The organism is Acinetobacter calcoaceticus, assembly GCF_051947995.1.
GTDB lineage: Bacteria > Pseudomonadota > Gammaproteobacteria > Pseudomonadales > Moraxellaceae > Acinetobacter.
The window spans coordinates 353,205-379,687 of record NZ_JBLVVH010000003.1; the positions used below are offsets into that span (position 1 = coordinate 353,205).

The following is a 26,483-nucleotide window of genomic DNA, read 5'->3' on the forward strand; positions in this document are numbered from 1 at the left end:
ATATTATTAAATACAGGTTAAATTACTTTAATTTTAAACTGAATGATAATGAGACTTAAGCCACACATATAATAAATTATTTGTGTGGCTTAATCTTTTTATATTAGGGTTCGATTGGTTTAAATGGAGCAACTACATCGGCATTTTGAGCTCGATGTCTTAAAAAATGATCCATTAATACAATCGCCAGCATCGCTTCAGCAATCGGCGTTGCACGTACACCCACACACGGATCATGACGACCTTTGGTCAATACATCCGTATTTTCACGATCAATGGTAATGGTCTTTCCTGGCGTGGTAATACTTGCAGTCGGTTTTAATGCAATCGCAACACGGATAGTCTGTCCACTGGAAATTCCCCCCAAGATACCGCCAGCATGATTGGCAAGGAAACCGTCTGTCGTCAGCTCATCACGGGTTTCATGACCAAACTGCCCGGCAACTGCAAAGCCGTCGCCAATCTCAACGCCTTTAACCGCATTGATACTCATCATGGCATGGGCAATATCTGCATCTAAACGATCAAATACAGGTTCGCCCCAACCCACAGGTACTTTTTCAGCCACGATTTCAAGTTTGGCACCACAACTGGTGCCTTGCTCACGTAAAGCGGTTACCAGCTGTTCAAAACGCGGAACGGCATCTACATCACCACAGAAGAACGGATTATTCGGAACTTCTGCCCAATCCAGTTTTTCTGCAACTTCATTACCAATTTGTGTGACATGTCCACGAATATCAATACCAAACTTTTCAGCAAGATATTTCTTGGCAATCGCACCCGCAGCAACACGCATTGCAGTTTCACGCGCACTTGAACGACCACCGCCACGATAGTCACGGAAGCCGTATTTTTGCGTATAGGTATAGTCCGCATGGCCCGGACGGAATGTTTGGGCAATATTGCCGTAGTCTTTGGATTTCTGATCGGTGTTCCGGATCAACAAACCGATCGATGTGCCTGTGGTTTTACCTTCAAACACACCCGAGATAATCTCAACCTGATCCGGTTCTTTTCGTTGCGTCGCAAACTTTGATGTTCCCGGTTTACGGCGATCAAGATCTTTTTGCAAATCGGCTTCACAAAGCTCAAGACCAGGTGGCACCCCATCGACAATTGCCATCAAGCCAACACCATGTGACTCACCACAGGTTGTTACTCGAAACAGTTGCCCAATACTATTCCCTGCCATGTTTTATCGCCTCTTAATTTTGAATGGATTGCTGAAATAATTCTTTATAACGACGGCATTGTTCAGCAGTTAAAGCAAAAATACCAGAACCACCTTTCTGGAAAGTCAGCCAATGGAAGTCAACGGTGTTGAAGTTCTGGCGCATTGCCCATTCAGAATTACCCACTTCAATCACAATCAAGCCATCTTCCGTTAGATAATCAGCCGCCTGAGCAAGCATTTTACGAACCAGATCCAGACCATCCTGACCCGCAGCAAGCGCGAGTTCAGGCTCATGCAAGAACTCTTCCGGCAAATCCGCCATATCTTCGGCATCGACATATGGAGGATTGCTCACGATCAGGTCGTATTGATTTTCAGCAGGAATTTTCGAGAATAAATCTGATTCAAGCAAAGCCACCTGATATTGCTTATCATGATGCTCTGTATTAATTGAAGCCACTTCCAACGCTTCTTTGGAGATATCCGTTGCATCAACTTCGGCATCCGGATAAGCATAAGCCAAGGCAATCGCGATACAACCTGAACCCGTACACATATCCAGAATACGTTGCGGTGTTTTTGGATTTTTACTTTCTGGTAAGTTGTTTAACGCTTCCAGCATACGACCATTCTCATCGAGGCAGTATGGTGCAAAACGCTGTTCAATCAACTCGGCAATTGGTGAACGTGGAATCAGCACGCGTTCATCGACATAAAATGGCTTATTGAAGAAATACGCCAGATTTAATAAATATGAGGTTGGAATACGGTCATTGATACGACGTTCCAATAAGCTCAGGAATTCCGCTTTTTCACTTGGCAGTAACTTCGCATCAAGAATCTCAGCATCCGCTTTCCACTCAAGTGACAATGTTTGTAGTACCAATGCAGCACTCTCGGCAAAATAGTCCTGAGTCCCTTGACCTAAGTGTGCGTCATATTGACGCATTGCGGTTACCCCAAAACGGATAAAATCTCGAATGGTTACTAGGTTTTCAGCCGCTTCTTGTAAATGTTCAGGGCTGATTGTCGGTCGCTCCACTTAGGCGTCTCCAAAAGTGCTAATTGCAAAACGCTTTATTCTAACGGGATTAAGATTGATTTAACAATAAAAAAACCGCCTCTCTACAAGAAGCGGTCTATTAACATGAGATATTCAGTCAGAACTTATAGGCCTAGCTTTTCTGCCACATAGTCCGAGTCTTTATCGCCACGACCCGAAAGGTTGACCACAATCTTGATGTTCTTATCCATTTTAGGTGCTTCACGTAAAGCCCATGCCACGGCATGTGAACTTTCCAGTGCCGGTACAATCCCTTCCACACGTGAAAGTGTCATAAATGCATCAAGACATTCTTGATCCGTCGCCGTTTCATATTGCACACGGCCCAGCTCTTTCAGGTAACTATGTTGTGGACCGACACCTGGATAATCCAGACCTGATGCAATCGAATGTACTGGCAATGGCTCGCCGTTGGCATCTTCCAGTACATAACACGCCATACCATGAATCTGCCCCGGCTTACCCAAGGTCAGCGTTGCAGAGTGCTTATCGGTATCCAGACCATCCTGAAACTCGGCCGTATGGCGAATCTCTTCATAAGCCGCATTGATCTCGTCCATCGCCTCTTTTAAGTGAGGTGGAATGAACTGACCGCCAAAATTTCCAAAGAAACCCGCCTCATTAGGCAATGCAACGCCATTTATTTGATGTTCCATGTATTTTCCTGTTCTTATAAAGTTTTGATATAAAAATTTTAACGCGATAAATAGCGTGTCATGTCTTCAATGCCTTTCAGGGTCATTGGAAACATATGATTTTCAAAAATATCTTTAATCCAGTGAATGGTCTGGGTGTAATGCCAATAGCCTTCCACTTCGGGATTCAACCATGCAGTTTTATCGAAATGCTGACGTAAACGTCTTAGCCAGACTTCACCGGCTTCATCATTCATATACTCAACCGAGCCACCGACCGACTTTAACTCATACGGCGCCATACTGGCATCACCCACCACAATCACACGATAATCACGGCCATAGGTATGGAACAGATCCCAGGTATTCATACGGGTTGCGCTACGGCGATGGTTGTCTTTCCAGACATAGTCATACAGGCAGTTATGGAAATAGAAGTATTCGAGGGTTTTAAACTCGGATTTGGCCGCACTGAACAGCTTTTCACATTCAGCAATATAAGCATCCATCGAACCGCCAACATCAAACAGCATTAACACTTTAATGCGGTTACGACGCTCAGGCACCAGTTGTACATCCAGAATGCCCTGTTTGGCGGTTTCACGGATGGTGCCATCCACATCTAGCTCTTCAGCAGCCCCTTGACGGGCAAACTTGCGTAAGCGACGCAAGGCTATTTGCATCTGGCGGGTTCCCAGCACCTGATCATCATCCAGATTCTGGTATTTACGCTGTTCCCACACTTTCACCGCCGAACGTTTACGCCCAGGCCCACCGATGCGAACACCTTCAGGATGATCACCAAAGGCGCCAAAAGGTGAAGTACCACCTGTGCCAACCATACGGTTGCCGCCCTGATGTTTCTTATGCTGTTCACGCAAACGCTCTTCCAGCATTTTCATCAGTTCTTCCAGAGAACCGGCTTTTTGTAATTCCGCACGTTGTTCAGGCGTCAGATGCTTTTCCAGCAGTTCAAGATCAAACCAGTCTTTCGGTAACTTGTGAACCTGTTTCAGCAATTCATCCAGATCAAAGGTTTCGATCCCATCAAAGTAATCTTTCATGGCTCGATCGAACTTGTCAAAGAAGCGTTCATCTTTGACTAAAACCGTTTTCGCTAACTGATAGAACTCGTCCTGATCTGCAAACACAAGACCTGAAGCTACTGCCTGATTGAGATCAATGAGCTCACGTGTCGTGACCGGTACGCCATATTTGCGTAAGGTGTAAAACAGTCGCACAAACATTGCTCAGTACTCTTAACGACGTGACATAAAGGCTAAACGTTCAAGTAATTGCACATCTTGTTCATTCTTGATCAAGGCACCATATAATGGTGGAATCGCTTTCGATTTGTCATGATTACGCAATACATCTTCCGGCATATCATCCGCCATCAACAAGCTTAACCAGTCAATCAGCTCTGAAGTTGATGGTGGCTTCTTCAAATTCGGGATTTCACGTAATTTAAAGAACACCTGCAATGCTTCACTGACCAGTGTATTGGAGATATTCGGAAAATGGACTGCAATGATGTCGCGCATGGTCGCTTCATCAGGGAATTCGATATAATGGAAGAAACAACGACGCAAGAAAGCATCTGGCAATTCCTTCTCATTATTCGAGGTAATAATGACAATCGGGCGTTGTGTGGCAGTAATGGTTTCGCCTGTCTCATAGACATAAAACGACATTTTGTCGAGTTCATGCAACAAGTCATTCGGGAACTCAATATCTGCCTTGTCAATTTCATCAATTAACAATACACAACGCTCTTCGCTAGTAAATGCTTCCCACAATTTACCCGGCTTGATATAGTTTTTAATGTCATAGACACGATCATCACCTAACTGGCTATCACGTAATCGCGACACCGCATCATACTCATACAAACCTTGCTGGGCTTTGGTGGTCGATTTGATATGCCAGGTAATCAGCTTTAAACCCAGACTGGCAGCCACTTGTTCTGCAAGCAAGGTTTTACCTGTACCCGGCTCACCTTTGACCAGCAATGGTTTTTGTAGGGCACGTGCAGCTTTCACCGCAAGTTTTAAGCTATCGGTCGCGATATATTGATCTGTACCCGCGAAGTGTTGTGTATCAGCAGACATTTAAAAACCTTATTTTTCTATATTTAACTTAGTATCTAAACTGAACGTGCAGTTTTATTTGCCGTGTATTTTGACCAGCAGAAGCCAATCAGTAACCCTGTACCAATGACGAATAAAATCAATGATAGATTCGACCAGATCAAGACATGCTCTTTCGTCAGCACACCAAAGATCAGACCAAAAATTGCAGGGGCAAGGGCTGAATTCGGACCTTCTGAAATCGTTGGCGTTGCAAGAACAGCAAAAGCCACGATCCACAGGATTCCACCGACTGGATTGGGCAGACGTGACATCAAACGATACCAGCACCACAATGCAATGAGCGTCCCTGTAACATAAACAATGATCGCGACATTTTCTTCAGGAAACTGATCCAGTACCGAGAGAATGTTCGACCAGATTGCTGTTAAAGTTTCAAGCACCGCGTAAGCCCTCTGGTTCTACCGCATTTGGATTGATGAGTCCTTCAGGCGGCATTTGAATAAAAAAGCCTTTGGTATTCAATGAATCTAAAACATGTAAAACGTTGGCACGTGCAAGTTTTCGCTCATTATGAAGTTCTAAATGCATCACAAAGGTGGCTTTGCCGAAGGCCTGTAAAACGCTTTCTGGAACACCTTCAAACGGGTTCTCTTGTTCCTTGTCATCAGGATAATTTGGACGAGCAATGTACATATACATTTCATCTTTTTTGCTCGATCTATAAATATCGCAGTGCATGTTTACTCACATCTATTAACAATCAAAGACAGCATACATGAAAATAAAAATGGATACATTAAGGATTGTTAACGCCAGAGTCGACTTTTTTCTTTCGCCACCTTAGCCTTTATTTCCATGCCGTGTCTTAGAATGCCATAATCAAACACTGATTTTTGGGTGGAACAGCCATGCAACAAAACAAATATGATGATCCTGTATTTTTTACTGAATATTCAAAAATGCCTCGTTCGGTATATGGCTTGCACGCTGCTGGTGAATGGTCCGCATTTAAAGCACACCTACCAGAGTTAAACAATAAAACCGTTTTGGACTTGGGCTGCGGCTATGGCTGGCATTGTCAATATGCTGCCGAACAAGGTGCAAGTTCTGTGACTGGGATTGATTTATCCACTAAAATGCTAGAAAAAGCACGTCAGTTAAATACAGCAAAAAATGTGGTTTACCAACATAGTTCGATTGAAAATTTTAGCGCTGAAGCAGCATCATTTGACCTGATCATCAGTTCACTGGCCTTGCATTACGTTCAAGATCTGGATGCTGTATTCGAAAAAGCTGCTCAACTGCTCGTCCCACACGGTAAACTCTATTATTCCGTCGAACACCCGGTTTTCACCTCACGTGCACAGCAAGACTGGATTTATAGTCATGAGAAACAGCCACTATATTGGCCTGTGGACCATTATTTTGAAGAAGGTCAAAGAGAAACACAGTTCCTGGGTACCCATGTGGTGAAATATCACCGCACTATCGAAACCCATGTCATGGCTTTACTCAAAGCAGGTTTTGAAATCACCGCCCTGATTGAACCACTGCCTAGCGATGCAATGATGGAAAAGATGGGCTGGCAAGATGAACGAAGACGGCCCATGATGCTGATCATCAAGGCCAAAAAAAAGAGCTAATGACTTAGCTCTTTCTCATAATTCTAACGGGCAATTTTCATTTGTGCTGCCAGATAATCAATATCTTCCCGGAGTAAGGCAATCAAGGGTTGAGTCAGCAGCTCATAACGCCAGCCCGTTAAATAACTCGGCAAGCTTTGCTCATCCCGATGGAATACCACATGCTCATAGATGGCATTCATCCATTTCTTACGCAGTAATACTTCTTTCGGGATTCCGGTCTGAAGCACGACATTAGCAATTAAAGCATCTATCTTCGGCGCAACTTCTTTTGAATTATTCTTGATCGGCCGAGCCATACGTAAAGGCCATTCATGTTCAGGCGGCAAAAATTTCAGCAAGTCCAGAATGGTTTTACCATGCTCACGTACCACATTCGGACGTATATCTTTAATCTTGGCAAGTTGGAAGGTATTCCGCGGGTTCTTTTCCACCAGATCAATCATGGTACCGTTGCGAAGAATAAAGCTACGGGGCTGATTCAATGCCTTGGTAATCTGTTCTCGCCAGATGCTCAACTGCTGCAATTGCATTAACTCACGGCGTGAATGACGGTAGTTACCAATGTCGGTATAAAGTTCTGGCAGTGGTGTTTCCGTTGCAATCTCTTTGGTGAGATTCTGACAGTCTTCCAGTACGTATTGATACAGCCCTTTCACTTTCAGGTCATTTTTCAACGTATCCGCCAGCTTGGTCAGATAAAGAACATCATTTGCCGCGTAACTCATTTGCTCTTGTGACAGCGGTCTTGCCAACCAGTCAGAACGGGTCTGGTCTTTTTCAATATCGATATTGAGACAGGTTTTTAATGCATTCTGATAACTGACTTGTAGACCATGCCCCAGAAAAGCCATTGCAATCTGGGTATCAAACACATTATTTAATGGCTTCTGATCTGCATAATGATAAATCAGGTCAATGTCTTCACCGCAGGCATGAAAGATATTTTGTTGTGCAGCAAAAATCTTTGGCCAGAAATAGGTCAGATCCAGCGCAGCGCCATCAAGTAACAGAATCTGGCCATTTAAATTAATTTGGCAAACACCAAGTTTGGGATATAAGGTATCGACCTTGATAAATTCGGTATCAAGTGCATAGACAGAACACTGTTCCATCTGGCTTAGGAGAACAGCTAAATCTTGTTGCTGCTGGATAAACTGAAACATGTGTGCTCAAGTAAAATAATATAGAACCATACGCAATAGAGCTGTCTAGGATCAGCCATTGCTTAACTAAAACAAAATACAAAAAAATTTAATTGGTATTCCACATATAAAACATGAAATTACTCCTCTCTCCCTTTCATCAAAAAACGAAAATCCTTTTCGCCAGCTCATAGTGCCACAAATCATCGCAAATAGATCTACGATAATGTTAGACAAAATGTAAAATTTAATTATTTGTTTAAATTAACAGCATGAATTTAAAATAAATATAAGAAAATGCCCAATGAGACTGTTATTTCATGCGCATACGGTTATGCACAGCCTGACTTAAGGTATGGCTATCGACATATTCCAGCTCACCACCTTGAGGTACGCCTTGTGCAATTCGGGTCATATGAATCGGTAAATGCTTGGTCGCTTCAACCAGATAATGTGCAGTTGCTTGCCCTTCTACTGTCGCATTGGTCGCCAGAATGACTTCCTGAATCTGTCCTTCGCTCAAACGCTGAATCAGGTAAGGAATCCCGATTTCTTCCGGACCAATTCCATCTAAAGGTGACAAATGTCCGCCTAGAACATGATATTTACCGCGGAAACTGCCACTTTGCTCAATCGCCATAACATCTGCTGGTGATTCAACTACACAAAGCAATTGCTCATCACGTTCTACCGAAGCACAAATATCACAGACATCATGTTCTGTTAAAGAGTGACAGATACGACATTCATGAATATGGCTGGAAGCTTCATGTAAAGCATAAGACAGTGCAAAAGCACCTTCGCGATTTTTCATTAATAAATGCAATGCCATACGCTGTGCTGATTTTGGACCAACACTCGGCAGAATACGTAATGCTTGAACCAGTTGTTCAAATCGTTCACTAAACACTAATTAACTCGATTATTTGTAGAAAAAAAGATTCCCCAAGCACCCGGATCGAGTGCTTGAGGAATACTCAATTAGAATAAGCCAGATAAACCTGGTGGTAAGCCCATACCTGAGTTGGCACCTTGAAGTTTTTCTTCTGAAATTGCTTCTGCCTGACGTGCAGCATCATTCATTGCCGCAGCAATCAAATCTTCAATCATGTCTGCTTCGTCTTGTAACAGGTCAGGACTAATTTCGATACGCTTAACGACATTACGGCACGTCATGGTTACTTTAACTAAACCACCGCCTGCTTCCGCATGAACTTCAGTATTTGCAAGCTCTTCTTTGGCTTTTTTAAGATTAGTTTCCATATCTTTTTGCATGCGCTGAGCTTGCTGCATGAGCATATTAATGTTCATAAGTTTCTCTCGTTAAATTAAATCTAAACCGCGTGATAAGTCGCGAATAATATCATCAATGTCTTCTAAACCAACAGACACACGAATTAAACCTTCTTCAATTCCTGCAGCTTGTTTAGCTTCTGCCGACATTCTACCATGTGAGGTGGTTGCTGGATGTGTAATTGTTGACTTAACGTCACCCAGATTACTGGTAATCGACAAGAAGCGCGTTTTATCGATCACCGTCCATGCGCCTTCACGTTCACCTTTCACCACAAAGGATACGACACCGCCAAAACCTTTTTGTTGTTTTTTCGCGAGTTCATGTCCCGGATGATCAGGTAAGCCTGCGTAATAGACTTTTTCCACTTTTTCGTGCTGATGTAACCATTCAGCCAGTTTCTGCGCACTCTCACAATGGGCTTTCATACGGATGCTCAGTGTTTCAAGGCCTTTCAAGAAGATCCATGCATTAAATGGACTCATAGAATTACCCAAAGTACGGATCACACCGTTTACTTCTTCAAGCAAGTCATGCTTACCGACCACTGCACCACCCAGCGCACGGCCCTGACCATCGATATATTTGGTTGCTGAGTAAAGCACTAAATCCGCACCAAACTTGATGGGCTGCTGTAAAACTGGGGTACAGAAACAGTTATCGACGGCAAATAAAGCACCATTGGCATGGGCAATATCAGCAATCGCCTGCATATCGCCCACTTGTGCCAATGGGTTCGACGGCGTTTCGATAAACAGGATACGGGTATTTGGACGAATCGCCTGTTTCCAGCCCTCAAGATCACCCAGATCAACAAAAGTCACTTCAACCGCAAATTTCGCGACATATTTTTCAAATAAGGCAATGATTGAACCAAACACGGCACGAGAACAGATGACATGATCACCCGCCTTTAAATAGGCCATACACATTGCATGGACTGCTGCCATACCGGAACTGGTCGCAACCGCACGTTCTGCACCATCCAAAACTGCTAGACGCTTTTCAAAGGCCTGAACCGTAGGATTGGTATAACGTGAATAGGTATTCCCTTCGATTTGTCCAGAAAATTTTGCAGCAGCATCAGCCGCACTGTCGCACACAAATGATGAGGTCAGAAAGATTGGCTCACTATGTTCACCTTCAGAGGTACGATCATGCCCTGTGCGAATTGCCAGTGTTTCTAGTTGGTATTCTAAATCATCGCTTGGATTCATCGTTTTGTATGCCTTATGATCATAATGTCGAAATGTGCCAATATTTTGATCGCCTAAGGTATTTAAGGTCAAGGCGTAAGATGAAATTATCGCTTAGACTTCGTGCAATCTTGACTCATGACGAGACTTTCTAAGATGAAATCGCTTGTGGAACAGCAAAAAATAAATTTTAAACATCTGGCTATGCGTGTATTCGATGCAGACAAACTGGTTTTGTCCCAATCAACGCCCTATCAAGTGATTGCCCAATTCAAACAAACCCGTGTCCGTTTCTACGCTTCAGAGAATAAGCGTTATAAGGAACCGCTGGTTTTTGTTGCACCCTTAGCGATTAATATGGATATCTATGACCTGTATCCTTACCGTTCTTTGGTCAAACATTTTCAGGATAGCGGTTTTGATGTTTATCTGATTGATTGGGGCAAACTTACTTATAAAAACTATCAGATTAACTTTCTATCTTTTATTGATAAGTTTATTCCAAAATGTATTGAAGCCATTCAACAACATGCACAATCTGAAAAAATTTCGTTACACGGCTGGAGTATGGCAGGCATTTTTGTCACGCTTTACACCGCACGTCATCAACCGAGTGCAGTGAAAAATCTTGTGGTTTTAGGCAGCCCGATCGATAGCTATGCATCAGGCTATATCGGCAAGCTCTACAAGACACTGGCATATCTCACTAACCGCAATCCAACCATTAAAGACTATATCTATAATCGCTTACCCAAACTGATGATCCACTCACCGGGCTTCCTTAACTCACTTGGCTTCAAACTGCTTGATCCTAAAGGCTGGATTGATGGCAATATCCAGTTATTGAAAAATCTGGATAATTTGAAACTGGTACAGGAAGATGCCACCCTCAGCCACTTCTTAAATAATATGATTGATTATCCAGGTGGTGTGAATCAGGACATGCTGTTCAATGTGTGGCTACAGAATCCTTTGAAGCATGGTGCAATTCGCCTCAAGAACAAAACCATTGAACTTAAAAACATTGATTGTTCACTTCTTGTCGGTGCAGGCAAAGGCGATCAACTGGTGACTTCCGAGTCTGCATTTCCTCTAACCCAGTTGACAAGCAGTCAAGATGTCACGTTTACTCTTATCCCTGGTGGGCACTTAGGTTTAATGTCCAGTCAAAACAGTTCTATTGAGTTCTGGCCAACTTTAACCACATGGTTAGCCGAACGATCGACGCAAATAAAAAGGTAAAGTATGACTCAATCTGTTGCATTCATCGGTTTAGGCGCTATGGGATATCGCATGGCAGCGCATCTTCCTAAATATTTTGAGAAAGTTCTGGTCTGGAACCGAAATTTTAGCAAGGCAGAACAACATGCAGCAGAGTATGGCACCACGGCAGTAGAACTTGCTCAGGCAGTACAGGCCGATATTATCTTTTCCTGTTTACCCACCAGCGATGACGTTGAACAGTTAATTGAAGGCGTTGCGATTAAATCAGGTTCAATCTGGATTGATTGTACCAGCGGTGTACCGGATTCAGCCCGCCGTCTGGTGGAAAAGTTAAAAGCACAAAATGTTGATTTTCTGGATGCACCTGTCAGTGGTCAAACAGTCGGTGCTGAAAATGCAACCTTGACCTTTATGGTCGGTGGCGATGTGGAGGCTTTTGAACGTGCTTATCCTGCAATGGCAGCATTAGGTAAATTGATTCAGCACGTCGGTGAACCTGGCGCCGGGTTTGCGGTAAAAGCCATTAATAATATGCTGCTTGCCGTAAATTTATGGTCAGTGACCGAAGGTTTCAGTACCTTAAAAGCGCATGGCGTGAATCTGGATGCGGCATTGAATTGTGTAAATGCATCGAGTGGCAAAAGCTTTGTGACCGAAAATATTTTCCCGCAACGCGTACTGAGCCGTGAATTCCCAGTGACGTTTGGTCTACCCTTACTGGCGAAAGATACAGGAATTGCACTGGATCTGGTTAAGGATGCCAAATTACCAGCCCCTCTACTCGCTTTAACACAGAGCCTGATTCAAACAGCAAATTTAACTGCGGAGCCAAATAGTGACTTCTCCGCAGCAGCAAAACTGTATGAATCATGGAGTAAAATTACGCTGAAATAAGAGAATCTTTAGAACCGCTCGAAAGAGCGGTTTTTTAGATAAACGTATTGCTTAATATCAAAGCAAGTCTATTAAAAAATATTGATTTAATTATAATTTCTCATATTAACTTATAATATTCTTTTGAGGGGAAAATGGTTTTTTTACCAATTGAAATAGACAATCACAAAGTCTATGCAGGATTTTGGAAACGTCTAGCCGCTGCTATTATGGACTCACTATTAATGATTCCTCTAATGTTTATCGTCCACCTTATTCAAAGTATATCGATAACCAGCTCAATGATCACATTAGTTGTTTCAAGCTTATTATTTTCTGCTTATGTCATTTACTTCCATTACCGATTTGGAGCTACTCTCGGAAAAATGGCGGTTGGTATAAAAATCACATGTCCTGATGGAACTCAGATTAACCTTAGACAAGCTTTATTAAGATCTTCCGTCGAGATCTGTCTTTCTTTGATCGCAGTTATAGCTCAACTTATTGCATTGAAATATGCTGATCCAGAAATATACTTAAATGCAGGTTTTACTGATCGAGCTAAATACATTCTTCTTTTATATCCAGCTTGGTATAGCTTGGTGAGTACCCTAAGCCAAATTTGGTGGTGGAGTGAATTTATTGTTTTACTTTTTAATAAAAGAAAACGGGCTATTCATGACTTTATGGCAGGTACAGTAGTCATAAAAAAAGCATATGCAAAATAAGAATGTGTAAGCTATTGAGTGATATTGACTTTAAAGAGTCAATAAGTGGACGAATGATAATCTGTAAATTTTAATTTTTTCATCTGCTTATGTTTAATAATCGTTGCTTTTGATAAAACCGACCTCATCCACTGATGCACAAATCACAATCTCATCACCCAGCGACCATTCTGCTGCCCTGGCTGCCATAGCAGCTGGTACAGCTTCCGATCCTGGGCCTGCGGGAACATCATAGGTGGCATGGGCATCATGGGGTAACAATACTGCATAACCTCGTGCTAAAGCAGCACGTGCTGTTGCAGCCACACACATTTCTGATAAAACACCACATATGGCGAAAGACTGAACTTTAAGCTTATCTAGAATATGCTGGAGTGATGTTCCATCAAAACCATTATCCTCACTTTTTCGTACCACGAACTCATGAGGCTGAGGAGCAAAAAATAACTCCCAACCCGCTTGATAAGGCTCATCTACAGCCTCAACTTCTCCGTCATTTTGCAAGAAGATCAAGGGAGCATTTGCAGCTCTAGCTTTAGCAATTAAAATACCAATTGAAGCAATCAATCGCTCAGATGCTGGTACGGCTTCTGCACCTGATACAAAAGCATGTTGCACATCGACGATAATTAGTGCTTCGACATTAAAGTTATTCCACGTATTATTTTTAATCATTCAATCCTTCTTACCAACACTCACAATTCACCGTCTGGTTAAAATAAAGTTATGAGCACAGTCTATAATCGCAGGCAACTTACAGCAGCGGACTCATAATTCCATGGTCTAACAGATCTCATCATTTCATATGCCGTAGACCAGATTTTGCTTGTTAATTTCCGATTACAAAAGAATGCGCCCTATTACATAACAAACTATACAAACCTTTGTTTTTTCTATATAAGAAATATTCATCCATTCAAAAATGAGCATATCAATCATGGAGTCTGTCAGACTTTTATACGTGAGTAAAATTAAGAACATTGACTCAAACTTAAAAATGAATTTGATTGAAATCCTTGATGAAGCGATAGATTTTAATTATCGCCATGATATTACAGGTGTTTTATATTATGGTCATGGCTATTTTGTGCAATGTCTGGAAGGTCCGAAAGCCATCATTGATGACCTTTTTTACAGTAAGATTGTCAAAGATGAGCGCCATATCAATTGTGAAATTCTCTATTATATTGAATGTAAAGATAAATTATTCTCTCAATGGTCTATGAAATTTTCACCAATCAATCAAAACATTACTGATTTCTTCATGAAATATCATTTAGAAGAATTTAACCCTTATCTGTTAACTGCTGAAACCGTAGAGAAATTTGTAGCTGTTCTGGCAGGTGAACCTGAGTACGATGTACAGGCTTATGTCTCTTAAATAAATCTAATTTTTCCAGTTAGATGGTATCCCTAATCAAGGATGCCATTTAACTAATAAAAACAATTTTTTACTTAACATGAATTGAAGCATTCGGTTAGAAATGTTTATATAAAGCAAAGGGGACGACCTCTTTTTCATTTTTTTAAGCTTTAGGACGACCTAAAAAACATTAATAAAGAGGTGTCTGCAATGGCTTGGGCTTATCTAATTTTAGCTGGTATTTTCGAAATCGTTTGGGCATATTCCATGAAAATGTCTGAAGGTTTTACGAAACTGACACCAAGCATCATCACCATTGTTTTTATGATTCTCAGTTTTGGTCTGCTCGCCGTAGCCATGAAATCACTGCCATTGGGTACTGCCTATACAGTATGGGTGGGAATTGGTGCCGTCGGCGCATTCCTGATTGGGATATTCTTTTTAAATGAACCGATGGGCTTGTTACGTCTTTTGGCTGCAGCTTCAATCGTGTTTGGTGTTGTATTGATGAAAATCACCACCCATTAATACTTATTCTATAAAGCCCTATTGAGGGCTTTTTTAACGACATTAAATTGCATTTTCTCAAGCTATGTTATGCTAAAAAGCCTTTTATATCTTTTAGCAGAGGTAATCCGTTGTACCGTATTCGAAAAGCAAGCTCCAATGATTTTAATGAATTAACAAAAATATGGCTGGAAGCTTCAATAAAAGCGCATCACTTTATTCCTGCGAGCTATTGGCAAAGGAATATAGACAAAATGCAAGACATCTATTTGCCGATGTCTGAGGTTTATCTCGCTGAAGATGAAAATAATATTTATGGATTTATTGCATTGCTAGACGATGCCATTGCAGCAATTTTTGTATCACCTGGCCATCAGGACAAAGGCATCGGCAGACAACTGGTAACTTACGCTCAAGAAATGAGAAACCGTCTACAATTAAACGTATATCAAGAAAATCAAAACAGTGTGAAGTTTTATCAATCCAATGGCTTTAAAATTTTAAATGAAGCGATAGATACAGCTACCAATTGCAAAGAATATGTCATGTTTTGGGAGAAATTATAGATTCACCCGCATTATTTAACTCCGATGCTGTAAAAATTGATTTTACCGCTTAAGGAAGAGTGCTCTTTCCACTTCACGGCGGCGAACCAATCCTTTGAGAATTTGACCTCCCCCTTTATTCCATACCAGAAACTGGTCTGCTGCGGCTTGGTAGTTTCCAGCATTTAAACACTTGAGCAGTGTGGAGTTGTTAAATGCATTTTGACCGATATTATAACTTAGGGAAACCAAAGCATCAAATTGATTTTGAGATAGCACTACCCGCACCGCATTATTTACACCGGCCTGAAAACGCTTTAAATCATGTTGAAAAAAAGATTTTGCCTGCTCTACAGTACAGTGATCGCCTTGTTTTACCCGAATACCATCAGGATAAACCGTTGTACCAAAACCAATGGTCCATGTCCCTGTTCCATCATCATAAGCTGCTAGTTTCAAGTCTTCGAAACTAGTGATTAAATTAATTCCCAGCGGGCTTATGCTTTTCACCGAATGATCCTGATCGACCGCCACTGCGATTAATTCATCTACATCAACAGCCGTAGCAATATTTGAATGGTTAGTTGCTGCATGCTGCCGAGGTGGAACTGTTCTAGCGCCGATCATCCTATGTAAAAAATTAAAAAACGTCTTCATGCTGCGCTCTATCGCTATCCTTCAACCATTTCAATGATGTACTCACAACTCACCCTATCATTGATAACATCCAGAGCCTGCTTTATTTATGTTACTTACTCAATGAAAAACCCGCTGAAGCGGGCTTATTCATTCTTCAACTTCAATCGGGTCACCATCTTCAGGTCGAATATGCTTTTCACCATCATCTGCAGGATCTACACTCGAACCATCTTTGGTAATACTGTTGTATAACTCATCCTCTTTTTTATCATCAATGAATTCTTCATCTTCAAAATCTAGCGCTTGATTATCATCATCAAAATTTAAAGGCTTATTTTCATCGATCATGACCTGTATCCTTTATTTAAATAGACCGTTTTATGCTTGAATAATTGATAGTGATATTCAACAGTGAACAAGCACGATTTGTGTAACCAATGCTTCAAAATGTATTGATGAGCAATAAAAAAGACGCCTAAGCGCCTGATGAATCGAAAGCTATTGTGCCTGTTGATCTTGCATGGTTTTATTGAGTTCTTATATAAACCTATAGTCACTATATCTGCTATATAAGTCTGCTCACTATGAGCCTGAGCTGTGCAGTTCAGTAAAACCTTTATCCTGACAAATAACTTCGGTTTTTTTATCTGCCTATTTCTTCATTAACACACCTAAGGAAATGTGTAATCATTCAATCTTGATTATCACATATTGCAAACCGACATATTGATCAAGTTTGGCATTCTTCAAGGTGTCATGAAATTCTACCGGAACTTCGCGCTCCGTCTCTTCAAATATCCATTTGATATTTTTAATAATTTCAAATTTACCATCGGCATCAAGTTTTACACTTGGATCAACAATCGCTTTGACCCTGATGTTCTTATTTGCCTCGATATCTCTTAATGTGATAATTGCCATATCAATCCCCTGATAAAGACCTTTTATATCACAAAAGAATAAAAATTACTGATAAATTAAATATTTATTTCACAGTCGATGCATCTGTCTTTGTCTGCGAACCAGTCCAAGCACAGTTTTACGTACCCGAATCTCGTCTTCCGAAAAAGGTAGATTTAACATTAACAACTCAATAGGCAAAGTGCTGTTCTCAATCAGAAAACAATCTTGTTCTGTGCTCCAGGCTGGAGTAGCAAGTTCAGGCTTAGGGCGGGATCTTTTCATCCCACTATTCTAGTCTATTTTGATCAATAAAAAAGCCCACTCCTGGGGAGTGAGCTTGCCCTTTATTCTTTTGCGCTGAATGAGGGTTATTGTTGTTTAGTTATAATGAAACAACAACGCGAATATAGAACAAAGTGTGACGTATATCAACAAAAATATGGAAGTAAGCCAATTATTTTAAAGTTTAACTACATAATATAAAACTTGACTCTCTAGTCGAGTGACAGGACCGCTTTATTTTTTTATTCCCCTCTTCGCTATCCAGCCAATCATTTCATGGCCTAAGCGCTATTGCATTATTTTTCTATGTGATCCGTGCAGTATCGATACTTTTCTGCTTTATTTTCAATGGCAATGGTATGAATACATGAACAGAAATAAAGTACTTTAGAATACTCAATCGTTTGCGGAACATCTACACCATAGCACTTACTATCCACTTCTCCTAATGTGGGGGCCAGAATCCATCGACCGGTGAAAAAAGAAGAACCCATTCCAGCAGCAACAATGACGAGCAGTATAAAAATAGGAAAGTTATTTCTAATATATGTCAGCATTTTTTAATTTCTTGATGAAATTGAGGGTTTAGTCGCGTTTTAATTTTAATGATTATGCCATCATTATCTCCTATGAATAGATACATAAGATTTATTTAATCCTAAAAATTAAATTTTTTTTATTTTATTTCAATCAGATAAAACAGATTCTTTTTTTATTTATCTCTACAACGTGAATGCATTGTTCCGGCAATTTTCTATAAATTAAATCACATCTACCCGACAAGTTATGACGTATTAACACTTTAAAATGCTGTAAATATGATCAGCTTGTCACCATATAAATAGGGTGAGTTCCCCCAATATGTTGCTCTCTCCCGAATTGATCTTTTAGTAAAGCACCACTTCCAGAACTCATACCGCGCAAAAAACATATTTTGTGGAGCATGATGTGATGCAAAAACAACGCTATACAACCCCTTTCGCCCAATATATGGGCAAAGATATAAATGGGTTTTACAATGTCCGTTTAGGTCCTAAAATCTATCTGCTTAAAGTTTCATTAAATTACACACCTGAATTTGATACTGAATTTTTTGGTGGCATGCAAGCCGCTCCTTTTGATTGGCATTCCGTTCTGGTCAAGGATACATCTGTCAGTGACCCTCGTCCGATTACCCCCGATGAACTAGCAATCAAATGGCTTAAAGGTAATTTGAAGAAAATTATTAATTATCAACGTGCCATAAAGCGAAATGCCAATAGCCAAACGATGCGCTATAGCAAAGAACAATGTATCGATTTTCATAATGCTCAATATAATGGTGTTTAAGCCATATCCATCTGGCAGTGTCACACCTTTATTTACGATTTATTCATTCAAGGGCTGTGGTCTCCCAGCCTTTGAGTAGAGAAATCATGTCAGATAAATGTCGTTTAAAAATATTGCATATTTAATACCCCCTCTTCTCAATATTCATTTGTTATAAAACTCAACTTTTATGAATAGATCGGGCCTTTTTTTAAAATTTATTATTCTTTTTCCAGCTTATGTTTTAGATTCTTGAGTAAGGGTAAATCAATTCTATTTTATCTATATAAGCAGATAGTTTTAGTATTTGGAAAAAGTACAATTTTTTGATTTTGTCCTGTAAACACGGTTCAGAATAAATCATCTTTCCAATGTTTAGGAGGAGAATTGTTAATATCTAAAAGCAGAGAAATTTTATAAATAGTGGTATAAAAAGAATGACATAGGAGTTAATTAAGCTGGATAGTATACAATAGAAGTCTATATAATCATTTGTTTTATATGAAATTATACATAAGTTATTGATGTAAAATGATTTTTGAAAATATAAGGATAAATTGTGGAGTAAAATTACACTCAAATAATAGAGTTTTATTGAAATTTTATTAAGAAACCTTATATTGGTATATACGTAGCGACCAATAGCTGTATGGATCTATCTTCATACAGCACTGGTTTATACCTTTTTGATTAGAGGAACACCTCATGAATAAGTTAACAGTTGCAGTTTTTGCAGGCCTAATGACCCTTACAGGTGTTAGTGTACACGCTGCAACCCCAGAACAAGAATGTAAAAAGTTACAAGATGACTATAACCTCATCTATGCATCTAAAGGATTCTGTTTTAAAGATGCTGATGCCAAGGCAAAATATGGTAACGAAAACTGTCATACCACTAAGCCAAAGTTCTCTGATAAAGAGCAACAACGTCTAGATGATATCAAGGCTCGCCAAAAAGAGCTCAACTGTAAATAAGCAGATTGTTGCGGAGTGCTCAGCGCTCCGCTTTACGCTTGATCAATTCAAACAGACCGAATTTTTACTGTTAAAGCATATACTCCCTATTTAAGGATGAATCATGGCATACGATGACCAAAATATTTTCGCACGTATCTTGCGTGGTGAATTGCCTGCAATCAAAATCTATGAAGATGATCAGGTACTCGCATTCATGGATATCATGCCTCAAGCTGATGGTCATGCTTTAGTTATTCCAAAAACACCTGCTGTCACTCTACTCGACTTGCCTGCAGAAGCAGCCGCTTATACGATTCAAGTTGTACAAAAAGTTGCACGCGCGATCGAAAAAGCATTGGATGTTGAAGGTATTGTCCTGATGCAACTTTCTGGCGCTGCAGCGGGTCAAACCGTGCCTCACGTTCATTTTCACCTGATTCCAAGTTCTGTGCATGAGCTGGGTCGCCATGCTGCACAAATGGGTGATCAGGAAAAAATTAAAGCATTCGCTGAAAAGATCAAAGCTGCTCTTTAAGCGACTGTTTTGCCTAAAACGGAGTTGTTACTCCGTTTTTTTATTTTCTAACTCTTTAAAAATAAATAAGAAATATAATTATTACCAAATATGAATCGTCATCAAACTGTCATTTTTCTTTCACTTCTCTGTCACAAAGTTTACCGATACTGCATACAAGTCAGTGAGCTGTGTAACTTTATGTACACAAGCAAGCTTATAACAGTAACTAAGGCATCGGCCATTTACAAAAAAGTGTTTTGGAGAAATCTCAATGAAAAAATTGCTTCTTGCTGCTACTGTAGCAACTTTAGCCATGAATGCAGCGCAAGCAGCACCAACATTGTATGGTAAGCTCAATGTGACTTTGGATCAAATTGATAAAAATGGCTTTAAAGACGAAAGCGTTACTAAAGTAAACTCAAATGCTTCTCGTATCGGTGTAAAAGGTGAAGAAAAACTGACTGAGAAATTATCAGCAGTTTATTTGGCAGAATGGGGTGTTTCAGCTGACGGTTCTGGTTCGGATGCAGATTGGGGTATGCGTAACCGTTTTCTAGGTCTTAAGGCTGATGGTATTGGTACCTTAAAAGTAGGTCAATTCGACTCTTACCTGAAAACTGCTGCAGGCAATAACCAAGACATTTTTAACGATCACACTGAACTTGATATGACCAAAGTTCTTGCTGGTGAAGATCGTTTAAAGAACGTAATCGGTTTTGAAACTGACAAGAAATTACTGGCTGGCCTGGCATTCAACATCATGTTCCAGCAAGGTGAAGAATCTTCAGCAGTTAAAAATGATGCGAAAGGCCAGAAAGGCAGCCGTGATGGATTTGGCGATGGTGTTTCAACATCTCTTACCTATGAAAACAAAGACTATGGTCTAGCGGCAGCTGTTGCAGGTAACTTTGGTGTTGCTTCTAAATATAATGCATATAGCGATCTAAGCGGTGACAATAGTGTTTACTCTGATGCAATCCGCGTAACAGGTTCAGTTGACTTAGCGCCAGCGGGTGTTGAAGGTCTGGTATTCGGGGGCTTGTGGCAAACTGCCAAACCGACCGATGATACTGTTGTTGCAGGCACACCTGCTGCTTCATACAAAGGCTTAAAAGAAAATGCATTTGGCGTAACTGCAGCTTATGTCATTCCTTCTACACCTGTTAAGTTAAAAGCAGAATACATCTCTGCTAAAACAGAGGTTGATGGCCGTGATGATCGTAAACAAGATCTTTATGGTATCGGTGCAGACTATCAAATCAACAAACAAGCTCGTTTCTACGGTGTTGTTGGCCAGCAAAAACGTGATTGGTTAGTGAAAGATGATAAGAAGACAACCATCGGTTTAGGTATGGAATATAACTTCTAATCTGAAGTTAATTCCTTCATCTTGAATAAAAGGGCAATCAAATGATCTGCCCTTTTATTTTTTGGACCGGACAGGCTGTTCATTAAAAAAGTTTTTTACTACTTTACGAAAATTCTGAATCACTTGCTCCTGTGTTCTACCCCGTCTAAAAATAAGCGAGAATGGCGCGCTATAACCAAACGTTGCGGGTAGTAAAACTTTTAAACGTTTTTGTTCCACCCAGTGCTGGGCAAAATGTTCAGGTAAGTAACCGATATATTGTCCGGATAAAATTAAAATAAGTTGAGCTTCCATTGAGTCAACCGTCGCAAATGAATGCTTAAATCCCTGTTTTGCTAACTCTGTATGGCTCCAATAGCCCCGGCTGACCATTTTTCCTTGTCGAATGACATCCGCAGTCAGGTTCTGTTGTCCGAACATGGGATGTTGATCACTGCAAAATAACCATTGTTGCTCTTTATGTAGAGGCTGATACATGACCCCATTCATTTTCATAAAAAAAGAACCAATTGCAACATCAAAACGGTTTTCCAGAATCCCCATTTGCAACTCATACGGCGACTGCACCTGGATTTTGATATAGATCTGCGGATATTGCTTTGAAAACTGGCTAATCATCTGATCCAGAGGAATATTCTGATCGGTTACCATAGAATCCAACATGCCGATTCGCAGCGTTCCGGTTAACTCTCCTTTAATCTGCGCCGTGTGTCGGGAAAAGTTCTCCAGTTCATGCAGGATACGTTTAGCCTCCTGTAAAAACATCTCTCCTTTTTGTGTTAATGAAAAGCCGCCTCGTCCCCGTTCACATAATTTAAAACCCACCATCTGTTCGAGCTGGGTCATATAAGTACTAATCGCAGAGGTAGATAGATTCAGCTCCTGCTGGGCATTTGCAAAGCCTTTATTCCTTACCACACTGACAAAAATCCGAATTAATTTAATATCAGAATAGGCCACGTCTTCCATCATATTTTTCCTTATTTCCTCGCCTTATTTTAAAACATCCATGATCAGATTAGTTTAGAAAAATCTGAACTAAGTTTTTTAAAAATACGATTTAACCCGGTTTGCGGGTGGTGAATAAATAAGAAAAAGGAGAAATATATGAACAAGACGTTAAATCAACCGCTCGGTGGAAATGAAATGCCTCGTTTCGGGGGGATTGCCTCAATGCTCCGTCTGCCCGTGGTAGACAATGATGCAGGTCTTGCAGACCTCGATGCAGCTTTTATCGGCATTCCTCTCGATATCGGGACCTCATTACGGTCAGGTACCCGTTTTGGCCCACGTCAAATCCGTGCTGAGTCCGTCATGATTCGTCCATATAACATGGCGACAGGTGCAGCCCCCTTTGAGTCGTTAAATGTCGCCGATCTGGGGGATGTTGCGATTAATACCTTTAATCTGGCTGAAGCCGTACGCATTATTGAAGAACATTATGATCGTATTCTGGCGCATCCGATTATCCCGCTGACACTTGGCGGCGATCATACCCTGACCTTACCGATTCTCAGATCTATCTATAAAAAGCATGGCCCTGTTGGCCTCGTTCATATTGATGCGCATGCCGATGTCAATGATGAAATGTTTGGCGAAAAAGTCGCGCATGGCACCACCTTCCGCCGTGCAGCCGAAGAAGGCTTACTCGATTGCCAGCGCGTTGTCCAGATTGGTTTACGTGCTCAAGGCTATAGTGCAGATGATTTTAACTGGAGCAGACGTCAAGGTTTTCGCGTGGTACAGGCCGAAGAATGCTGGCACAAATCACTTGCACCGTTGATGGAAGAAGTCAGACAGCAAGTCGATGGCGGGCCGGTCTATCTCTCCTTTGATATTGACGGGATTGATCCTGCATGGGCACCTGGTACAGGCACACCTGAAATTGGCGGCTTGACCACCATCCAAGCCATGGAAATTGTGCGCGGTTGCCAAGGTTTAGACCTGGTGGGTTGTGACCTGGTTGAAGTCTCTCCACCTTATGACACGACGGGCAATACCTCTCTATTAGGCGCCAATCTACTCTATGAAATGTTATGTGTTTTACCGGGAGTAAAAACACATAAATAACTGTTTCTCAAAAGGTAAGAACAAAGTAAAGGAATATTCAAGGATCTGAACGGATGAAGGTAGAACAATCAAGACGGGCTGCAGCGGCAGCTTTCATCGGTACAACTGTCGAGTTTTATGATTTCTATGTATATGCCACTGCTGCAGCACTGGTACTCGGTATCGTATTTTTTCCTCAAACTGATCCTGTGACTGGTACATTGGCTGCTTTTGCAACTTTTGCCGTAGGGTTTGTTGCACGGCCTGTTGCAGCACTCATTTTTGGGCATTTAGGCGATAAGTTTGGTCGTAAAAAAATGTTGTTATTTACAATGCTCTTAATGGGATTGGCCACGACAGGAATTGGTCTCATACCGAGTTATAACAGTATTGGCATCTGGGCACCGATACTGTTGATTGTGCTCCGGTTTCTGCAAGGTTTATCCGTCGGTGGTGAATGGGGCGGCGCAGTATTAATGGCCAGTGAGCATGCACCTGCACACAAGAAAACCTTTTTTGCTTCTTTTGCTCAAATGGGCAGCCCTGCGGGCCTGATTCTTTGCCTTCTGGTTTTTCGGGCCATTACTTCGTTAGATGAAAAGGATTTATTCGCCTGGGGATGGCGAATTCCGTTTCTGCTCAGTTTCGTTTTTATGTTGATCGGCCTTGCAATACGTTTAGGTGTTGAAGAATCTCCTGAATTTAAGCAAATGCAGGAAAAACAGGAAGTTGTAAAATTTCCCATCAAGGAGTTGCTCAAACATTACTGGCCTCAGGTACTTTTTGCAGGGCTCTCGATTACGATCGGCACAGCAGGTTTCTTTTTTACCAATACCTTTATGATTACCTATGTCACTCAATACATCGGTATCAGTCGCCCAACCATTCTGGATGCCTTATTTTGGGTAACTGTATTTGAATTTATGGCCATGCCTATCGCTGCCTGGTATGCCAGCAAAATTGGTTCGCATCGTTTTTTGTTCTGGGCGGCCATTTTATGTATCGCCGTTCCTTATCCCATGTTCATGCTGGTCAGTACCAAAAATATTTACCTGATCGTTTTAGGGATTACCCTGGCCGTGATTACGTTGTCTTCGCTCTATTCCGTTGTAGCAGGTTTTATGGCTGAAGCTTTTCCTGCACAGGTACGCTATTCCGGTATTTCCATTTCTTATCAAATGATTGCTGCACTTACCAGCGGGACAACGCCCCTGATCGGAACTTTGCTGGCACAATGTTATGCCGGTGAATGGTTACCCTTGGCACTTTTGTTCAGTTTTTTATCCTTGCTTTCTCTGATAGGTATTTGTGGCATTACACATCTCAGGAAGAAGCAATTGCGTAGCTCTTTATCGACTCAGGAACAGCAGGTTTCAAGAGATGCCGCCTAAATAATAAATTTTAGGAACAAGGAAGTTCCTTAGATAAAGCAGGAAAAACAATATGCATAAACAGAATTCTAAATCAGTTACACACATTGAAAGCTTTGGTATCGAAGAAATACCCGCATATGCCCGTACGGCGACACCATTCGACCTGTTCCGCCTGAGTTTTGGCGGTGCCAATACCTTCTCGACCTGTGTGTTAGGAAGTTTCCCGATTATGCTGGGTCTTTCATTTCAGGCCGGTTTATTCGCAATTTTATGTGGCGTTGTATTGGGCGCATGTATCTTAGCACCCATGGGAATTTTTGGTGCGCGTACCGGAACCAATAATGCCGTAGCCTCAGCTGCCCATTTTGGTGTGCATGGTAGAATTGTCGGTTCATTCCTGTCCTTACTTACCGCGATTGCATTTTTTTCACTGTCGGTCTGGAGCTCTGGTGACGCGCTGATTGGAGCCACCCAACGCTTGTTGGATCGTTCTTCTCAAAGTAACTGGCTTTATGCGCTGGTCTATAGTGGTTTTGCCTTACTGGTCCTGGTAATCTGTATCTATGGTTTTCGCTTCATGCTACTGGTAAACCGAATTGCGGTGATTGCCTCAAGCTTACTGTTCTTTTTAGGTATTTTTGCTTTTTCTCAACAATTCGATTCAGCCTATGCAGGAAAAATCCAATTGGGACAAGCTGGATTTTGGGCTGCCTTTATTGGTGCATCATTGATTGCATTTAGCAATCCCATTTCCTTTGGAACTTTTTTGGGTGGCTGGTCACGTTATATCCCTCAAGAGACTCCGTCACACAAAATCATGGTCGCAGTTTTTGCTTCTCAGCTTGCAACCCTTATTCCCTTTTTATTTGGTCTTATGACAGCCACCATTGTCGCAACTCATGCACCGATGTTTATGCAGCAGAATAATTACATTGGCGGGCTGATTCAGATTGCACCGGCCTGGTATTTTATCCCCTTATGTCTGATTGCACTGATTGGCGGCTTATCTACAGGCACCACAGCGCTCTATGGTACAGGTTTGGATATGTCGAGTATTTTTCCAAAAACACTGAGCCGTGTTAAAGCGACCATCTGTGTTGGCTTACTCTCGATCCTGTTTATTTTTATAGGCCGTTTTGCAGCGAATCTGACTCAAAGCGTCATGACTTTTGCCACGCTGATTGTGGTGTGTACCAGTCCATGGATCATCATTATGATTATCGGATTTATATCGCGTCGAGGTTATTATAAAAATGATGATTTACATGTATTTGCAACTGGTATAAAAGGCGGTGCCTATTGGTTTCATCATGGCTGGAACTGGCGTGGCATCATTGCATGGATTCCAAGTGCCCTGATTGGCTTATGCTTTGTGCATTTACCGGATCAGTTTATTGGGATCTGGGGGCATTTATTCAATGGTCTGGATCTCAGTCTACCCATTAGTATTGTACTGGCAGCACTCCTTTATACTTTACTGCTCAAACTGTTCCCTGAACCAAGCTCAGTATATGGCCCCACATTCGCGACTGGAAGTTCAGAGCAGCAATGTCATTCATCATTTATTTCAAACTAAGCCATTTTTGACTGGATATAGAAG

At 41.2% G+C, this 26,483-nt stretch carries 31 protein-coding genes and 1 pseudogene; 14 read left to right on the forward strand and 18 right to left on the reverse strand.

From position 1 onward, the window contains the following. Window positions 1–103 precede the first annotated feature (103 nt). From aroC to ACNQO6_RS07590, 7 genes and pseudogenes are all read right to left on the reverse strand, one after another. Window positions 104–1,195 carry a chorismate synthase gene (gene aroC / locus ACNQO6_RS07560; protein WP_005230392.1) on the reverse strand — a complete coding sequence of 364 codons (1,092 nt, stop codon included), beginning with the start codon at window positions 1,193–1,195 and terminating at the stop codon, window positions 104–106. A 13-nt stretch (window positions 1,196–1,208) separates the two neighbouring features. Then, window positions 1,209–2,219 (reverse strand): 50S ribosomal protein L3 N(5)-glutamine methyltransferase, encoded by a 1,011-nt coding sequence (gene prmB / locus ACNQO6_RS07565; RefSeq protein ID WP_343578379.1) that lies wholly within the window; start codon window positions 2,217–2,219, stop codon window positions 1,209–1,211. Window positions 2,220–2,344: 125 nt separating this feature from the next. After that, window positions 2,345–2,743: pseudogene (locus tag ACNQO6_RS07570) on the reverse strand (tryptophan synthase subunit beta); the annotation flags it as partial. A 191-nt stretch (window positions 2,744–2,934) separates the two neighbouring features. Then, window positions 2,935–4,122 carry a vWA domain-containing protein gene (locus tag ACNQO6_RS07575; RefSeq protein ID WP_440208555.1) on the reverse strand — a complete coding sequence of 396 codons (1,188 nt, stop codon included), beginning with the start codon at window positions 4,120–4,122 and terminating at the stop codon, window positions 2,935–2,937. A 12-nt stretch (window positions 4,123–4,134) separates the two neighbouring features. Continuing rightward, complete coding sequence (locus tag ACNQO6_RS07580; protein ID WP_005230387.1) at window positions 4,135–4,986, reverse strand: AAA family ATPase; 852 nt, start codon at window positions 4,984–4,986, stop codon at window positions 4,135–4,137. Between the two features lie 35 nt (window positions 4,987–5,021). Then, window positions 5,022–5,408: a hypothetical protein gene (locus ACNQO6_RS07585; protein ID WP_343578382.1), complete on the reverse strand. Its 387-nt coding sequence runs from the start codon at window positions 5,406–5,408 to the stop codon at window positions 5,022–5,024. Continuing rightward, a complete protein-coding gene (locus ACNQO6_RS07590; RefSeq protein ID WP_005230383.1) occupies window positions 5,401–5,706 on the reverse strand; it encodes a YcgL domain-containing protein in 306 nt (101 codons plus the stop codon). Before ACNQO6_RS07590 ends, ACNQO6_RS07585 begins: the two co-directional genes overlap by 8 nt. 170 nt (window positions 5,707–5,876) lie before the next feature. Between ACNQO6_RS07590 and ACNQO6_RS07595 the strand changes: the two genes are divergently transcribed. Further along, window positions 5,877–6,611 (forward strand): class I SAM-dependent methyltransferase, encoded by a 735-nt coding sequence (locus ACNQO6_RS07595; RefSeq protein ID WP_343578383.1) that lies wholly within the window; start codon window positions 5,877–5,879, stop codon window positions 6,609–6,611. A 23-nt stretch (window positions 6,612–6,634) separates the two neighbouring features. Here ACNQO6_RS07595 and ACNQO6_RS07600 read toward each other — a convergent pair whose 3' ends face one another. The 4 genes from ACNQO6_RS07600 to ACNQO6_RS07615 all read right to left on the reverse strand — a co-directional run bounded on the left by ACNQO6_RS07600 (window position 6,635) and on the right by ACNQO6_RS07615 (window position 10,267). After that, window positions 6,635–7,777: a ribonuclease D gene (locus ACNQO6_RS07600; RefSeq protein WP_440208556.1), complete on the reverse strand. Its 1,143-nt coding sequence runs from the start codon at window positions 7,775–7,777 to the stop codon at window positions 6,635–6,637. A gap of 292 nt (window positions 7,778–8,069) precedes the next feature. Next, window positions 8,070–8,666, reverse strand: coding sequence for a recombination mediator RecR (gene recR / locus ACNQO6_RS07605; RefSeq protein ID WP_343578385.1), 597 nt, complete (start codon window positions 8,664–8,666; stop codon window positions 8,070–8,072). Window positions 8,667–8,737: 71 nt separating this feature from the next. Then, window positions 8,738–9,067, reverse strand: coding sequence for a YbaB/EbfC family nucleoid-associated protein (locus tag ACNQO6_RS07610; RefSeq protein ID WP_004772118.1), 330 nt, complete (start codon window positions 9,065–9,067; stop codon window positions 8,738–8,740). Between the two features lie 12 nt (window positions 9,068–9,079). Beyond that, complete coding sequence (locus ACNQO6_RS07615; protein ID WP_440208557.1) at window positions 9,080–10,267, reverse strand: O-succinylhomoserine sulfhydrylase; 1,188 nt, start codon at window positions 10,265–10,267, stop codon at window positions 9,080–9,082. A gap of 135 nt (window positions 10,268–10,402) precedes the next feature. Between ACNQO6_RS07615 and ACNQO6_RS07620 the strand changes: the two genes are divergently transcribed. The 3 genes from ACNQO6_RS07620 (at window position 10,403) to ACNQO6_RS07630 (ending at window position 13,071) form a co-directional block, all read left to right on the forward strand. After that, window positions 10,403–11,488: an alpha/beta fold hydrolase gene (locus ACNQO6_RS07620; RefSeq protein ID WP_343578388.1), complete on the forward strand. Its 1,086-nt coding sequence runs from the start codon at window positions 10,403–10,405 to the stop codon at window positions 11,486–11,488. A gap of 3 nt (window positions 11,489–11,491) precedes the next feature. Further along, complete coding sequence (locus ACNQO6_RS07625) at window positions 11,492–12,364, forward strand: NAD(P)-dependent oxidoreductase (protein ID WP_324620909.1); 873 nt, start codon at window positions 11,492–11,494, stop codon at window positions 12,362–12,364. Window positions 12,365–12,498: 134 nt separating this feature from the next. Then, window positions 12,499–13,071 carry an RDD family protein gene (locus ACNQO6_RS07630; RefSeq protein WP_440208558.1) on the forward strand — a complete coding sequence of 191 codons (573 nt, stop codon included), beginning with the start codon at window positions 12,499–12,501 and terminating at the stop codon, window positions 13,069–13,071. A gap of 93 nt (window positions 13,072–13,164) precedes the next feature. On the opposite strand, the gene ACNQO6_RS07635 is transcribed toward ACNQO6_RS07630, so the two are convergent. Further along, entirely contained in the window at window positions 13,165–13,746 is a 582-nt protein-coding gene (locus ACNQO6_RS07635) for an isochorismatase family protein (RefSeq protein WP_440208559.1), read from the reverse strand. A gap of 262 nt (window positions 13,747–14,008) precedes the next feature. Between ACNQO6_RS07635 and ACNQO6_RS07640 the strand changes: the two genes are divergently transcribed. The 3 genes from ACNQO6_RS07640 to ACNQO6_RS07650 all read left to right on the forward strand — a co-directional run bounded on the left by ACNQO6_RS07640 (window position 14,009) and on the right by ACNQO6_RS07650 (window position 15,507). Then, on the forward strand, window positions 14,009–14,452 hold the full coding sequence (locus ACNQO6_RS07640) for a BLUF domain-containing protein (protein WP_440208560.1): 444 nt from the start codon (window positions 14,009–14,011) through the stop codon (window positions 14,450–14,452). A gap of 192 nt (window positions 14,453–14,644) precedes the next feature. Further along, window positions 14,645–14,962, forward strand: a complete 318-nt coding sequence (locus tag ACNQO6_RS07645; protein ID WP_343581571.1) for a DMT family transporter — start codon at window positions 14,645–14,647, stop codon at window positions 14,960–14,962. A gap of 110 nt (window positions 14,963–15,072) precedes the next feature. Continuing rightward, on the forward strand, window positions 15,073–15,507 hold the full coding sequence (locus tag ACNQO6_RS07650) for an N-acetyltransferase (RefSeq protein ID WP_440208561.1): 435 nt from the start codon (window positions 15,073–15,075) through the stop codon (window positions 15,505–15,507). Window positions 15,508–15,549: 42 nt separating this feature from the next. On the opposite strand, the gene ACNQO6_RS07655 is transcribed toward ACNQO6_RS07650, so the two are convergent. The 5 genes from ACNQO6_RS07655 to ACNQO6_RS07675 all read right to left on the reverse strand — a co-directional run bounded on the left by ACNQO6_RS07655 (window position 15,550) and on the right by ACNQO6_RS07675 (window position 17,867). Then, complete coding sequence (locus ACNQO6_RS07655) at window positions 15,550–16,143, reverse strand: lysozyme (RefSeq protein WP_440208562.1); 594 nt, start codon at window positions 16,141–16,143, stop codon at window positions 15,550–15,552. Window positions 16,144–16,272: 129 nt separating this feature from the next. Continuing rightward, window positions 16,273–16,473: a hypothetical protein gene (locus ACNQO6_RS07660; protein WP_343581567.1), complete on the reverse strand. Its 201-nt coding sequence runs from the start codon at window positions 16,471–16,473 to the stop codon at window positions 16,273–16,275. Between the two features lie 339 nt (window positions 16,474–16,812). Continuing rightward, window positions 16,813–17,046 (reverse strand): hypothetical protein, encoded by a 234-nt coding sequence (locus ACNQO6_RS07665; protein WP_343581566.1) that lies wholly within the window; start codon window positions 17,044–17,046, stop codon window positions 16,813–16,815. A 69-nt stretch (window positions 17,047–17,115) separates the two neighbouring features. After that, window positions 17,116–17,310: a hypothetical protein gene (locus tag ACNQO6_RS07670; protein WP_343581565.1), complete on the reverse strand. Its 195-nt coding sequence runs from the start codon at window positions 17,308–17,310 to the stop codon at window positions 17,116–17,118. A gap of 296 nt (window positions 17,311–17,606) precedes the next feature. Then, window positions 17,607–17,867 carry a hypothetical protein gene (locus ACNQO6_RS07675; RefSeq protein ID WP_440208563.1) on the reverse strand — a complete coding sequence of 87 codons (261 nt, stop codon included), beginning with the start codon at window positions 17,865–17,867 and terminating at the stop codon, window positions 17,607–17,609. Window positions 17,868–18,261: 394 nt separating this feature from the next. Between ACNQO6_RS07675 and ACNQO6_RS07680 the strand changes: the two genes are divergently transcribed. The 4 genes from ACNQO6_RS07680 to ACNQO6_RS07695 all read left to right on the forward strand — a co-directional run bounded on the left by ACNQO6_RS07680 (window position 18,262) and on the right by ACNQO6_RS07695 (window position 21,461). Then, window positions 18,262–18,639: a hypothetical protein gene (locus tag ACNQO6_RS07680; RefSeq protein WP_440208564.1), complete on the forward strand. Its 378-nt coding sequence runs from the start codon at window positions 18,262–18,264 to the stop codon at window positions 18,637–18,639. A gap of 684 nt (window positions 18,640–19,323) precedes the next feature. After that, window positions 19,324–19,593 carry a YARHG domain-containing protein gene (locus tag ACNQO6_RS07685; protein ID WP_343581562.1) on the forward strand — a complete coding sequence of 90 codons (270 nt, stop codon included), beginning with the start codon at window positions 19,324–19,326 and terminating at the stop codon, window positions 19,591–19,593. Window positions 19,594–19,696: 103 nt separating this feature from the next. Next, window positions 19,697–20,110, forward strand: a complete 414-nt coding sequence (locus ACNQO6_RS07690; RefSeq protein WP_343581561.1) for an HIT family protein — start codon at window positions 19,697–19,699, stop codon at window positions 20,108–20,110. A gap of 253 nt (window positions 20,111–20,363) precedes the next feature. Beyond that, a complete protein-coding gene (locus ACNQO6_RS07695) occupies window positions 20,364–21,461 on the forward strand; it encodes a porin (RefSeq protein WP_343581560.1) in 1,098 nt (365 codons plus the stop codon). A 54-nt stretch (window positions 21,462–21,515) separates the two neighbouring features. On the opposite strand, the gene ACNQO6_RS07700 is transcribed toward ACNQO6_RS07695, so the two are convergent. Continuing rightward, entirely contained in the window at window positions 21,516–22,433 is a 918-nt protein-coding gene (locus tag ACNQO6_RS07700) for a LysR family transcriptional regulator (protein ID WP_440208565.1), read from the reverse strand. Window positions 22,434–22,568: 135 nt separating this feature from the next. Here ACNQO6_RS07700 and speB point away from each other — a divergent pair, with 135 nt between their 5' ends. The 3 genes from speB to ACNQO6_RS07715 are packed head-to-tail and all read left to right on the forward strand — an operon-like array spanning window position 22,569 to window position 26,459. Next, window positions 22,569–23,531 (forward strand): agmatinase, encoded by a 963-nt coding sequence (gene speB / locus ACNQO6_RS07705; RefSeq protein ID WP_440208566.1) that lies wholly within the window; start codon window positions 22,569–22,571, stop codon window positions 23,529–23,531. A gap of 53 nt (window positions 23,532–23,584) precedes the next feature. Then, a complete protein-coding gene (locus tag ACNQO6_RS07710; protein WP_440208567.1) occupies window positions 23,585–24,901 on the forward strand; it encodes an MFS transporter in 1,317 nt (438 codons plus the stop codon). 52 nt (window positions 24,902–24,953) lie between these two features. Beyond that, complete coding sequence (locus tag ACNQO6_RS07715; protein ID WP_440208568.1) at window positions 24,954–26,459, forward strand: purine-cytosine permease family protein; 1,506 nt, start codon at window positions 24,954–24,956, stop codon at window positions 26,457–26,459. The last annotated feature ends 24 nt before the right edge of the window (window positions 26,460–26,483 follow it).